Raw genomic sequence first — 12,741 nt, forward strand, 5'->3', positions numbered from 1 at the left:
CCTCGATAAAGAAAAAAACAGCCGTTGCATTATCACTAAGCCCACAGATAAAACCAGTCGCCCTTTCAGATAAGAGTGGCTTGATGTTTCATTAACCTATAATTCCAACCCTTTTGTAGGGACATGGACGGCCGAATGTCTGCCACCTATCGCGATGCCATGCGTGCATCGCTGCTTTACCTGCTGCTTTCCGTCGTCTGGCTGGAGCTCAGTGGTCATTTATTGAACAGTTTCTTCGATAGCTCCGATGAGTTACTGCGATGGCAACTGATCAACGGTTACGTCTGGGTGGTGCTCAGCGCCGGGCTGATCTTCCTCGCTCGGGCGCGATTGTTCCGTTGCCTGGGGATCGGCGCCAAATTGCGTGAGCGCAATGAAGACCGGGAGCGTTTGCGTCAGGCCGCCGCCGTGTTCGATTGCACCCGCGAAGGCGTGCTGGTCACCGACCGTAATGGGGTGATCGTCCATGTGAACCGCGCCTTCATGGAGATTACCGGCTACCAGTGCGAAGAAGTGTTGGGCCAGCAACCCAGCCTGTTCAAGTCCGGCCACCACCCGGCGAGTTTCTACCAGACGATGTTCGCCACGCTCAACCGTTGCGGCGAGTGGAGCGGCGAGATCTGGAACCGTCGCAAAAACGGCGGGATCTACCCGCAATGGCAGACGATCCGCCTGATTCATGACGACCACGGCAAGCTCAGCCACTACGTCGCGGTGTTTTCCGACATCAGCGCGATCAAGGATTCCGAGCACGAACTCAAGTACCTGGCGCATCACGATCCACTGACCGATCTGCCCAACCGCCTGCTGTTCACCGACCGTGCCGAGCAGGCATTGGCGTCGGCGCAGATCCAAAAGCGCGGCTGTGCGTTGCTGATGATCGATCTGGATCATTTCAAGATGATCAACGACAGCCTCGGGCACACGGTCGGTGACCAATTGCTCAAGGCCGTGGCCGAACGCTTGAAAGCCATGTTCGGCCCGGGCATCACGCTGGCGCGGCTGGGCGGCGATGAGTTCGCCGTACTGGCTGAAAGTTGCCCGCAGCTGGTGCACGCCGCGGCACTGGCCCAGCGGATCGTCGACGGTCTCAAGGAGCCGTTCCACATTGACGGTCATCGGCTGTTTATCAACGCCAGCATCGGTATCAGCCTGTTCCCCGGCGATGCCTTGAGCGCTGAACAACTGCTGCGCAACGCCGACTCGGCCTTGTTCAAGGCCAAAAGCGCTGGTCGCGATGGTTACGCGCTCTACACTGAAGAATTGACCGCCCATGCGCAACAGCGGGTTGAGACGGCATCCGAATTGCGCCGTGCGCTGGAACAGCAGGAATTGCGCGTGTATTACCAGCCGGTTCACGACCTCAAGACCCGTCGCCTGGTCGGTGTCGAGGCGCTGGTGCGCTGGGAGCACCCGCAGCGGGGGTTGGTGTCGCCGGCGGAATTCATCCCCATCGCCGAGCGCACCGGATTGATCGCCGAGATCGATGCCTGGGTCATGCAGCAGGCTTGCCGGCAGATGTGCCACTGGCAGCAGGCCGGGGTGGCGTTGTCGTTTGTCGCGGTGAATGTTTCATCGCGCTTGTTCGCGCGTCGTGAGCTGTATCAGCAGGTGGCGCAGGTGCTGCGCGACACCGGGCTGGATCCCGCGTATCTGGAGCTGGAAGTCACCGAGAGTGCGGTGATGGATGACCCGGAAGTGGCTCTGGAGCAGATGCATCGTTTGCGCGAGCTTGGCGTGCGGCTGGCCATCGATGATTTCGGCACCGGCTATTCGTCACTGTTGCGACTCAAGCGTTTGCCGGTGCAGAAACTCAAGATCGATCAGGGCTTCGTCGCCGGATTGCCCTGGGATGATGACGACGCGGCCATCGTGCGCGTGATCATCGCTTTGGCGCAAAGCATGGGCATGCAGGTGCATGCCGAAGGGATCGAGCAGGTCGAGCAGGCGGGTTTCCTGCTGGAGCAGGGTTGCGATCTTGGCCAGGGCTACTGGTTCGGCCGACCGGTGCCGGCGGGGCAACTGGACTGGATGCACGCCCCCGAGATCCACTGACCACACAAAAATTACCGCCACACGCAGACCTCTGTAGGAGCATGGCTTGCCAGCGAAGGCGGTCTCGATAGTTAGGTGAGTTTCAAGGGCCTCTTCGCTGGCAAGCCATGCTCCTACAAGGATCGTGTAGGGGCTGATTTTTGGATCCTTGATCCGTCGCGCAGACGTAAACCCTCGTCCCGGCAAATAATTTCTTTTGGTTATATAAACATTCTTAAATAGTCTTTTTAAGAATATCCGCACCTATCTACTATTGGCCTCACGCCGCAAGCAGTGCCGCCCACTGCCAGGCAACCTCTCAGTTGAAGGAGCAGCACCATGAGCGCATCCCTACGTAGCGTTGACGGTCAAGACGAAGCCACCATCTTGCGTGAGATCCAGAGCGCCCTGCGCGATCTGCGATTTGGCGCCGTGGAAATCACCGTACACAACGCTCAAGTGGTCCAGATCGAGCGTAAAGAGAAATTCCGTTTGCAGAACCCGAGCACCAAGTCGAGCTAAGCAACCGGCAACCGATTCCAGCACTTCATAAAAAAAGCCAACACACCAAGAATTCCAGGAGCTTTCACCATGTCGTCGATTCGTCATTTCGCTTTGGCCGCACTGGCCAGTGCCCTTTTTGCTGGTTCTGCGGTTGCCAAGGATTATGAGCTGCTCAACGTGTCGTACGACCCGACTCGTGAGCTGTATCAGGATTACAACGCCGAGTTCGTCAAGTACTGGCAGAAAGACCATGCTGGCGACACCGTGAAAATCCAGCAGTCCCACGGTGGCTCGGGCAAGCAGGGCCGTGCGGTGATCGACGGTCTGCGTGCCGACGTAGTGACCCTGGCCCTGGCCGGTGACATCGACGAAATCGCCAAACTCGGCAAGACCCTGCCGGCGGACTGGCAGAAGCGTCTGCCGGAAGCGAGCACGCCGTACACTTCGACCATCGTGTTCCTGGTGCGTAAAGGCAACCCTAAAGGCATCAAGGACTGGGGCGACCTGATCAAGAACGACGTGTCGGTCATCACTCCGAACCCTAAAACCTCCGGCGGCGCACGCTGGAATTTCCTCGCGGCCTGGGCCTACGGCCTGAAAGCCAACGGTGGCAACGAAGCCAAGGCCAAGGAATACGTACAAACCCTGTTCAAGCACGTACCTGTGCTGGATACCGGTGCTCGCGGTTCGACCATCACTTTCGTCAACAACGGTCAGGGCGACGTGTTGCTGGCCTGGGAAAACGAAGCCTTCCTGGCGCTGAAAGAAGACGGCGGCGCCGACAAGTTCGAGATCGTCGTGCCTTCGCTGTCGATCCTGGCCGAGCCTCCAGTGGCGGTCGTCGACAAAAACGCCGAGAAGAAAGGCAACGAGCAGATCGCCGAAGCGTACCTCAAGCACCTGTACAGCCCGGCCGGTCAGGAAATTGCCGCGAAAAACTTCTATCGTCCACGTGATAAGGAAGTCTCCGCCAAGTACGCCCAGCAGTTCCCGAAACTGGAACTGGTGACCATCGACAAAGACTTCGGCGGCTGGAAAACCGCGCAACCGAAATTCTTTAATGACGGTGGTGTGTTCGACCAGATTTACTCGGCGCAGTAACCTGACTCAAGCCACACAACGAGCCTGATGCTTAGGCGCGTACCAAGTGGGAGCGGGCTTGCTCGCGAAGGCGGTGTGTCAGGCGACGTAACTGTTGACTGATATGCCCTCTTCGCGAGCAAGCCCGCTCCCACAGGTGCGTTTAGCAGATTGCTTTCAACCAAGGACTTTTATGTCGCGTCGTATCTCCCCCGTCATACCCGGCTTCGGGCTGACGCTGGGCTACACCTTGGTGTACCTCAGCCTGATTGTGCTCATACCACTGGCGGCGATGTTCGTGCATGCCGCTCAACTCACCTGGGATCAGTTCTGGGCGATCATCTCGGCGCCCCGCGTGCTGGCGGCGTTGAAGCTGAGCTTCGGCACCGCGCTGTACGCCGCGATCATCAACGGCATCATCGGCACGCTGCTGGCCTGGGTGCTGGTGCGCTATACCTTCCCGGGTCGCAAGGTCATCGATGCGATGATCGATCTGCCCTTCGCTTTGCCTACTGCCGTGGCCGGTATCGCGCTGACTGCGCTGTACGCGCCGAATGGTTGGGTGGGTCAGTTTGCTGCGGACCTGGGTTTCAAGATCGCGTATACCCCCCTCGGCATCACGCTGGCGCTGACTTTTGTAACGCTTCCATTCGTAGTACGTACGGTACAGCCAGTATTGGCCGATATCCCGCGTGAAGTGGAAGAAGCAGCGGCGTGCCTCGGTGCAAAACCCTTGCAGGTTTTCCGCCATATCCTGGTGCCCGCACTGCTGCCTGCCTGGTTGACCGGTTTCGCGTTGGCCTTTGCCCGCGGGGTCGGCGAGTACGGTTCGGTGATTTTCATCGCCGGCAACATGCCGATGAAAACCGAGATCCTGCCGCTGCTGATCATGGTCAAGCTCGACCAGTACGATTACACCGGCGCCACCTCCATTGGTGTACTGATGCTGGTGGTTTCCTTCGTCCTGTTGCTGCTGATCAACTTGCTGCAACGCCGTATTGAAACCCCATAAGGAGGCGCAGAAATGTCCCAATCATCTATTGCTGCTGCTTCCTCGAACGCTGCCCGCCGTGGCAGTGCCACGTCACGGCGAATCCTGATCGGCCTCGGCTGGCTGGTGTTTGCCCTTTTCCTGTTGCTGCCGCTAGTGATCGTGGTGTCCCAGGGTTTGAAGAATGGTCTGGGTTCGTTCTTCACCGCGATCCTTGAACCCGACGCGCTGTCGGCGCTGAAACTCACGGTCATCGCCGTGTTGATTTCAGTCCCGTTGAACCTCGTGTTCGGCGTCAGCGCCGCGTGGTGCGTGAGCAAATACTCGTTCCGCGGTAAAAGCATTCTGGTGACCCTGATCGACTTGCCGTTTTCGGTATCGCCGGTGATCGCCGGTCTGGTCTACGTGCTGATGTTCGGCGCGCAGGGGCTGTTCGGCCCGTGGTTGCAGGATCACGATATCCAGATCGTCTTCGCCCTGCCGGGCATCGTATTGGCGACGATTTTCGTCACCGTGCCGTTCGTGGCGCGTGAACTGATCCCGCTGATGCAGGAACAAGGCACGCAGGAAGAAGAAGCCGCGCGCCTGCTGGGCGCCAATGGCTGGCAGATGTTCTGGCACGTCACCGTGCCCAATATCAAATGGGGCCTGATCTACGGCGTGGTGCTCTGTACCGCGCGGGCGATGGGTGAATTCGGGGCGGTGTCGGTGGTTTCCGGGCACATTCGCGGGGTGACCAACACCTTGCCGCTGCACGTCGAGATCCTCTACAACGAATACAACCACGTGGCCGCGTTCGCTGTGGCGAGCCTGTTGCTGATCCTGGCGCTCTTCATCCTGCTGCTCAAGCAGTGGAGCGAAAACCGTATTAACCGCCTGCGCGCCAGCGCCGCGGAGGAATAATTCATGTCGATCGAAGTGCGTAACGTCAGCAAGAATTTCAATGCGTTCAAGGCCCTCAATGACATCAGCCTGGACATTCAAAGCGGCGAACTCGTGGCGCTGCTCGGCCCGTCGGGTTGCGGCAAGACCACGCTGCTGCGGATCATCGCCGGTCTGGAAACCCCGGATCAGGGCAACATCGTGTTCCACGGTGAAGACGTTTCCGGCCACGACGTGCGTGATCGCAACGTCGGGTTCGTGTTCCAGCACTATGCGTTGTTCCGCCACATGACGGTGTTCGACAACGTCGCGTTCGGCTTGCGCATGAAACCGAAAAACCAGCGCCCGACTGAAAGCCAGATCGCGGTGAAGGTCCACGAATTGCTGAACATGGTGCAACTGGACTGGTTGTCGGATCGTTACCCGGAACAACTCTCCGGCGGTCAGCGTCAGCGTATCGCGCTGGCTCGTGCCTTGGCGGTTGAGCCGAAAGTGCTGCTGCTCGACGAACCGTTCGGGGCCCTTGACGCCAAGGTCCGCAAGGAGCTGCGTCGCTGGCTGGCACGGCTGCACGAAGACATCAACCTGACTTCCGTGTTCGTGACCCACGACCAGGAAGAGGCGATGGAAGTGGCCGACCGTATCGTGGTGATGAACAAAGGGGTGATCGAGCAGATCGGCTCACCGGGCGACGTCTACGAAAACCCGGCCAGCGATTTCGTTTATCACTTCCTCGGCGATTCGAACCGTCTGCATCTGGGCGAAGACAAACACGTGCTGTTCCGTCCGCATGAAGTGTCGCTGTCGCGGCATGAACTGGAGGATCACCACGCGGCCGAAGTGCGCGATATCCGTCCGCTGGGCGCGACGACCCGGGTGACGTTGAAGGTCGAAGGACAGAGTGATTTGATCGAAGCGGAAGTGGTGAAGGATCACGACAGCCTGATCGGTCTGGCGAAGGGCGAGACGTTGTTCTTCAAGCCAAAGGTCTGGCAGAAAGTCGCCAACATCTAACCCTGTAGGAGCCGGCTTGCCGGCGATGGCGGTGTGGCTGACACACCGCGTTATCGTTGATCGCCGGCAAGCCGGCTCCTACAGTATTGCGGTGTACACAAACCCCCTGTGGGAGCGGGCTTGCCCGCGAATGCAAAACTACGCAGCAGCGCGCTTCGGATTGACCCGAACACCCCCTACCCGCGCCTCGATCTGCTCTTTCAAATCCCGTCGCATCCCCAGCAAAAACGCCAACTCAACCACCACAAACAACGGCCCGACAATCAACCCCGTCACATCATCGACAAACGCCGGTTTGCGTCCTTCGTAATGATGCCCGACAAACTGAATCGCCCAGCCGATCACAAACATCCCGACGCCGCTCGCCAGCCACACCAGTGTGCTTTGCTGTGCCAGCACATGACCCGCCCAAACGCACAGACCGAGCAGCACCGTCATCAGCACGCCTAAACGCAGTTCCAGGCGCAGGTAGAACCACGCCGATGCCAGCGAGACCAGCACTGCCGGTGAAAGCCAGCCTGCGGCCCATTGCGGCCGCGACAGCAACACCGCGACAGCGACCACAATCAGCGGAATACCGATAAAGTGGCTGGCAATATTGCGCGGATCACGGTGGTAGGCGGCGTATTGACTGAGATGGTCAACGAGGCTTTTCATTGTTATTCCTCCTGTAGGGTGATTGATCATGCCCCGGGTTCATCACTCGCTCTGTCAGCCAGGCGACAATCTCCAGGAGTTTTCATGGACATGCAGGTTTGGCGTTCGCGCCTGGAAGCGGGGCAGTGGTTCAGTCATCTACCTGTTCCTCTACAGAATAGTCTGTTGGCCAGCGCCAAGGTGCGGCGGCTGGCGTCGGGGCAGCGGCTGTTCAAGCGCGGCGATCCGCCGTGCGGCTTGTACGCGGTGCTCGAAGGTTCCGTTCGAATCGGCGCTGTCAGCGAGCAGGGCAAGGAAGCGTTGTTGAGCCTCGTGGAGTCACCGCATTGGTTTGGCGAAATCTGCCTGTTCGACGGCCAGCCACGTACCCATGATGCGTTCGGCGTCGGCCAGTGCATCCTGTTGCACATCCCGCAAACCGCGCTGCTGGCCTTGCTTGATGAGCAACCGGTGTACTGGCGGCAACTGGCGTTGCTGATGAGCCAGAAACTGCGCCTGACCTTCATCAACCTCGAACAGTTGAGCCTGATGCCGGCGCCTGCACGGTTGGCGCATCGCTTGCTGATGATCGCCGACGGTTACGGCGAAATCGCCCCGCCGCGGCGCGTGCTGCAACTGCCGCAGGAACAGCTGGCCTCAATGCTGTCGCTGTCACGCCAGACCACCAATCAGCTGCTCAAGGAATTGCAGGGGCAGGGGATTTTGAATTTGAAGTACGGTGAGATTGAGATTCTGGATGCCGAGCGGTTGCGGGCGTTGGCGATTTTTTAAAGTTGCCTGGTGTTTGGGGGTGTATCCGTTAGTTTTGTTATGGCGGCTGGCGGTTTCGCCCTTACGGCGAGTCACTTTCGAAAAGCGCGAAAGTAACCAAAGCGCTCTTGCCCCTTTCGTTCGGTGCCTCGCTAATGCTCGGCATACCCTCGCTCCGGTCCTGCTCCGTGGGCCCGCCGCGATCGGCCATCCTTGGCCGTGCGCGGCTAACCCGGCATCCATGCCGGGTTGCCCACTGCGCAGAACCTCCACTCAGCCTCTCGAGGGGGCGACCACCGCCACAGCCGCCGAGGCGGCCTGAAAGCCGACCTGGCTCATTTGCGTATGCGTTCTCCTTCACTGCTGCGGTCACTTACTCCGGATATGTACACCGATCAACTGTAGGAGCCGGCTTGCTGGCGATAGCGTCCGTCCAGCCAATACAAACGTCGACTGACCCACCGCCATCGCCAGCAAGCCGGCTCCTACACGGTGATTGGGTTCACACGATTCAAAATTGTAGGAGCTGGCTTGCCAGCGATGGACGTCAACGATAACGCGTGCTGTCTGAATGAACGCGTTGCCCGGTCGTTTTTCGCGGGCAAGCCTCGCTCCTACAGGGAATCGCGTTTGCTTTTGCTTCTCACCACTCATCAGGCCGAGCGTTAGCTCGCCTTCCGCTTTTGATCTGAGCGCCCCCTCGAGAGGCCGAGTGGCGGTTCTGCGCAGTGGGCAACCCGGCATGGATGCCGGGTTAGCCGCCCCCGGCCATGGATGGCCGATGGCGGCGGGCCCACGGAGCAGGACCGGAGCGAGGGTATGCCGAGCCTAGGCGAGGCACCGAACGAAAGGGGCAAGAGCGCTTTGGTTACTTTCGCGCTTTTCGAAAGTGACTCGCCGTAAGGGCGAAACCAATAGCCGCCATAACCGCAGAAACGGATATGTACCCCAAACCACAAACCCAACCCGCCGGTCACAGTAAAGGTGGGCTTTGTCCGCGAAGGCGCCTAGCCTGTGACGACGACAATCGAGGTGTGCCATGCGTGTGCTGTTAGTGGAAGACGAGCCGGAGACCGCCAAACTCCTGGCCAACGGCCTGAGCGAAGCGAGTTACTCGGTGGATGTGGCGCTCAATGGCATGGACGGCCGCCGCTTCATCGAGTCTGGCGAATACGAGCTGATCATTCTTGACGTCATGCTACCGGGGTTGAACGGCTGGCAATTGCAGCAACAGATCCGCAAGCTCGGCGAGACGCCGGTGCTGTTTCTCACCACAAAGGATGGCATTGAAGATCGCCTGCGCGGGTTGGAGCTGCATGAGGACGATTATCTGCTCAAGCCGTTTGCCGTGAGCGAGTTGGTGGCGCGGGTGCGCAAGTTGGTGCGGCGGGATCGGGGGCGCTGAAGCTTCTGCGGTGCCTGGGCAATTGCCTTCGCGAGCAGGCTCGCTCCCACAGGGGGCTGCGTTGCCAGGAAATTTTTGTGTTCGCTGAAGATCCATTGTGGGAGCGAGCCTGCTCGCGATGAGGCCGGAACATTCAGCACACCTTTAGAATCCTGTCACCGCAACCCATCCCGAAACTGCCCCGGCGTCATCCCCGTCCAGCGCTTGAACGCGCGGCTGAAACTGCTCGTATCCGCAAACCCCAACAAATAACTGATCTCGCTCAACGAGCATTGCGGGTCGCGCAGGTGCAGCAGCGCGAGGTTTTCGCGGCTTTCATTGAGCAGCGTGTCGAACCGGCAACCCTCGTCTGCCAAATGCCGTTGCAGGCTGCGCAAGCTCAGGTGCAAGGCCTTGGCGATGTGTTCGGCGCTGGGCTCACCTTCGGGCAGTTGCTCTTCAATGGCGTCGCGGACCTTGCGCTCCCAGGTCAGCGGTTTGAGCTGCGCCAGCGTGCGTTTGAGCACGGTTTCGTTGTGTTCGGCAAGTTCCGGGTTGGCGTCGTCCAAGTGACTGTCGAAGTCCACCAGCGCAAACTCCAGCCGGTCTTCGTCGGCCGAAAAGTGCACCGGTGAGCGGAAGACTTTGTGCCATTGATGCGCGTCGGCCGGTTCCGGGCGACGCAGGTACACCGCGAGCGGCGCGTAGTCGCGGCCCAGTCGGTTGCGGCAGGTGCGCACGTAAATCGCGGTGAAAGCGTCGATGGCTTCGAACGCTGGCGCCGGGTTGCCTGGCGGGATTTTCAGGCGGAAGCGATAGCGATCCTCGGTGCGGCTCAATTCAAGATCCAGGGCATCGCTGACCACCTGGTGATAACGCACGATGCGCTCGAACACTTCGCGCAAACTGCCGCTGGCCACCAGCGCATAGCCGAGTGCGTGAAAGGTGGTCGGGCTGACGAATCGCGATACCCGCAAGCCGATCGCCGGATCGCCGCTGACCTGCACCGCGATTTCCCACAGCCGCGTAGTGCCCGACAACGGGTAACGGGCGTTCGGGTCGTCCATCAATTGCGGGTCGAGCCCCGCCTGGTGGCACAGCGCGGTGCTGTCGAGGCCCAGCGCATCGAGTTGCTTGCGCAGGGCGCGGGTCCAGCTGGCGAGGGAGGTCGGTTCAGTCATGCTGATTGGCGCTTCCAGTCAACAGGTTGGCGTCCAGGGCTACCGCCTTGTGAAGGTTCACACGGCAGGATGCGAACATCAATAACCAGAGGATGGAAGCATGGACGGTACTTCTGCAAGTCCCCAGCGACTGAATGCAGCTCAGCGATCTGCTCATATTCGCGAAGTGGTGTTGGCCAAAGGCGTCGAACTGCGTAAACGCTACCCGATTCTCAACCATCAGGACGCCTTGGGCGCGGGCATTCTGGCCTTTGCTTTGGCGGGAATGATCGGTTCGGCAGCGCTGTACATCGGCGGGTACATGGCCTGGTGGGCATGTCTGCTGCTCAACGCGTTCTTTGCGTCGCTGACCCACGAGCTGGAGCACGACCTGATTCATAGCATGTACTTCCGTAAACAACGCGTGCCGCACAATCTGATGATGGGCCTGGTGTGGCTGGCGCGGCCGAGCACGATCAACCCATGGATTCGCCGGCATCTGCACCTCAATCACCACAAGGTGTCCGGCACTGAAGCCGACATGGAAGAGCGCGCGATCACCAACGGCGAGCCGTGGGGTTTTGCGCGGCTATTGATGGTCGGCGACAACTTGATGTCGGCGTTCATCCGCATGCTGCGGGCCAAGACCTGGACCCACAAGTTCAGCATCATCAAGCGTGCGTTGAAGGTCTATGCGCCGCTCGCGCTGGTGCATTGGGGCGCGTGGTACGTGTTTCTCGGCTTCCACGCTGCTAACGGCGTCGCCCATTTGCTGGGAGCACCGATTGAATGGTCGGCGACCACGCTCTCGGTGATGCAGGTGATCGATATCGCGGCAGTGGTGATCATCGGCCCGAATGTGCTGCGCACGTTTTGCCTGCACTTTGTCAGCTCGAACATGCATTACTACGGCGATGTGGAGCCGGGGAACGTGATCCAGCAAACCCAGGTACTGAACCCGTGGTGGATGTGGCCGTTGCAGGCGTTCTGCTTCAACTTCGGCAGCAGCCACGGGATCCATCACTTCGTGGTGAAGGAACCGTTTTACATCCGCCAGTTGACCGTGCCGGTGGCGCACAAGGTGATGCGCGAGATGGGCGTGCGGTTTAACGATTTCGGGACGTTCGGGCGGGCGAACCGGTTTGTTCGTAAAGAGGAAATTGAGGCGCAGGCTGTAGAGGGGGGTCGTGTCTGAGGGCCTCTTCGCTGGCAAGCCAGCTCCTACAGGGGGGTGGCTTGCCGGCGAAAGCGGTCGTTCTGTTCAAACCGCGACGCTGACATCCTGCTTGTCCAGCGCCACCAACGTCTCGATCATCGCCCGCGCAGCCGGTGACAACCGGAACCCCGTGCGGCTGACAATCCCGCACCGCACGCTCATGCTCTCGATGTGCGGCGGCAGGTTTCGCCAGTGCAGCAGCACCAGCGAACCGTCGGCGATGTCCTCGACAAACGCTTCCTCCGTGCCTACTCCGATGGCGTTCGATTGCAGCACGATCCTGGCCAGCGCCGCAAAATGCTCGGTCTCGATGGTCGGTGAAAAATCGATCCGGCCGCTGAGGTTCGCCAGCAGTTTGCGAATGCCCGGCGGGATCAGCGTGGTCGCCAGCGGGTAATCGAACATGTCGTTGGTCGACAGGCTTTCCTTGGCCAGCAACGGATGCCCCGGACGGCAGAAAAACACGCCGCGTTTGGGTGTCAACGCTCGGGTCTGAAAGTTCGGATCTGCTTCGAAATGGCGGATGTCGGCGATGAAAAATTCGATCTCTTCACGGCTCAGGGCGCGACTGAGTTTTTCCCAGTTATCCACCTGAAAGCAGGTGCGTATTTTCGGGTGGGCACCGATGAATTGCGCCACCGCATCCGGCACCAGTTTTACCGCCGGCGCCGGGCCGCAGCCGAACCGCAGTTCACCGGCGTCGAGCTTGGTCATTTGCGTGACTTCGGCGTTGAGCAGTGCCGCGCCCTGTACCAGCGTCAGCGCATGTTGCAGCACCACCTGACCTTCCGGCGTGGGGCGCAAGTCCTTGTTGCCACGGTCCACCAATGCACAGCCGAATTCCTGTTCAAGCCCTTGAATACTGCGACTGAATGCCGGCTGAGTGATGCCCATGGCGTCGGCTGCCCGTACGAAACTTCGGTGTTCGGTGAGGGCAATGAAGTAACGCAGCTGACGAAGGTCCATAGGTTTTTCCCGGCATCCTGAAACGACCTCGATGGCATGTGCGACGAGCGTGGTTGAGGTTTTTTAAAGGTAATCGCTTATTCCGTCAACGAAGCAATCAAAT

The 12,741-nt window shown here is 59.6% G+C and carries 12 protein-coding genes; 9 read left to right on the forward strand and 3 right to left on the reverse strand.

Annotation, left to right across the window (positions count from 1 at the left end):
• Positions 1–135 precede the first annotated feature (135 nt).
• The 6 genes from dibA (at position 136) to KGA97_RS09200 (ending at position 6,505) form a co-directional block, all read left to right on the forward strand.
• Positions 136–2,055, forward strand: a complete 1,920-nt coding sequence (gene dibA / locus KGA97_RS09175) for a phosphodiesterase DibA (protein WP_223480642.1) — start codon at positions 136–138, stop codon at positions 2,053–2,055.
• A 318-nt stretch (positions 2,056–2,373) separates the two neighbouring features.
• Positions 2,374–2,556 (forward strand): sulfur starvation response protein OscA, encoded by a 183-nt coding sequence (oscA, locus tag KGA97_RS09180; RefSeq protein ID WP_008034086.1) that lies wholly within the window; start codon positions 2,374–2,376, stop codon positions 2,554–2,556.
• A 69-nt stretch (positions 2,557–2,625) separates the two neighbouring features.
• On the forward strand, positions 2,626–3,639 hold the full coding sequence (locus tag KGA97_RS09185) for a sulfate ABC transporter substrate-binding protein (RefSeq protein ID WP_008034089.1): 1,014 nt from the start codon (positions 2,626–2,628) through the stop codon (positions 3,637–3,639).
• Between the two features lie 172 nt (positions 3,640–3,811).
• A complete protein-coding gene (gene cysT, locus KGA97_RS09190) occupies positions 3,812–4,630 on the forward strand; it encodes a sulfate ABC transporter permease subunit CysT (RefSeq protein WP_007899634.1) in 819 nt (272 codons plus the stop codon).
• A 12-nt stretch (positions 4,631–4,642) separates the two neighbouring features.
• Positions 4,643–5,512 (forward strand): sulfate ABC transporter permease subunit CysW, encoded by an 870-nt coding sequence (gene cysW / locus KGA97_RS09195; RefSeq protein ID WP_008034093.1) that lies wholly within the window; start codon positions 4,643–4,645, stop codon positions 5,510–5,512.
• Positions 5,513–5,515: 3 nt separating this feature from the next.
• Positions 5,516–6,505: a sulfate/molybdate ABC transporter ATP-binding protein gene (locus KGA97_RS09200; RefSeq protein WP_008034095.1), complete on the forward strand. Its 990-nt coding sequence runs from the start codon at positions 5,516–5,518 to the stop codon at positions 6,503–6,505.
• Positions 6,506–6,643: 138 nt separating this feature from the next.
• Here the strand turns inward: KGA97_RS09200 and KGA97_RS09205 are convergent, their stop codons facing one another.
• Positions 6,644–7,162 carry a DUF962 domain-containing protein gene (locus tag KGA97_RS09205; RefSeq protein WP_008039690.1) on the reverse strand — a complete coding sequence of 173 codons (519 nt, stop codon included), beginning with the start codon at positions 7,160–7,162 and terminating at the stop codon, positions 6,644–6,646.
• An 84-nt stretch (positions 7,163–7,246) separates the two neighbouring features.
• Here KGA97_RS09205 and KGA97_RS09210 point away from each other — a divergent pair, with 84 nt between their 5' ends.
• Entirely contained in the window at positions 7,247–7,933 is a 687-nt protein-coding gene (locus tag KGA97_RS09210; RefSeq protein WP_223480643.1) for a Crp/Fnr family transcriptional regulator, read from the forward strand.
• A 1,018-nt stretch (positions 7,934–8,951) separates the two neighbouring features.
• Positions 8,952–9,317 (forward strand): response regulator, encoded by a 366-nt coding sequence (locus tag KGA97_RS09215; protein ID WP_008045259.1) that lies wholly within the window; start codon positions 8,952–8,954, stop codon positions 9,315–9,317.
• A gap of 155 nt (positions 9,318–9,472) precedes the next feature.
• Here KGA97_RS09215 and KGA97_RS09220 read toward each other — a convergent pair whose 3' ends face one another.
• Positions 9,473–10,477: an AraC family transcriptional regulator gene (locus KGA97_RS09220; protein WP_008034389.1), complete on the reverse strand. Its 1,005-nt coding sequence runs from the start codon at positions 10,475–10,477 to the stop codon at positions 9,473–9,475.
• Positions 10,478–10,577: 100 nt separating this feature from the next.
• On the opposite strand from KGA97_RS09220, the gene KGA97_RS09225 reads away from it, so the two are divergent.
• Complete coding sequence (locus KGA97_RS09225) at positions 10,578–11,651, forward strand: fatty acid desaturase (protein WP_223480644.1); 1,074 nt, start codon at positions 10,578–10,580, stop codon at positions 11,649–11,651.
• 66 nt (positions 11,652–11,717) lie between these two features.
• Here KGA97_RS09225 and KGA97_RS09230 read toward each other — a convergent pair whose 3' ends face one another.
• Positions 11,718–12,638, reverse strand: a complete 921-nt coding sequence (locus tag KGA97_RS09230) for a LysR family transcriptional regulator (protein ID WP_192226689.1) — start codon at positions 12,636–12,638, stop codon at positions 11,718–11,720.
• Between the last annotated feature and the right edge of the window lie 103 nt (positions 12,639–12,741).

The organism is Pseudomonas sp. BF-B-15 (assembly GCF_019946675.1).
Lineage (GTDB): Bacteria > Pseudomonadota > Gammaproteobacteria > Pseudomonadales > Pseudomonadaceae > Aquipseudomonas > Aquipseudomonas migulae.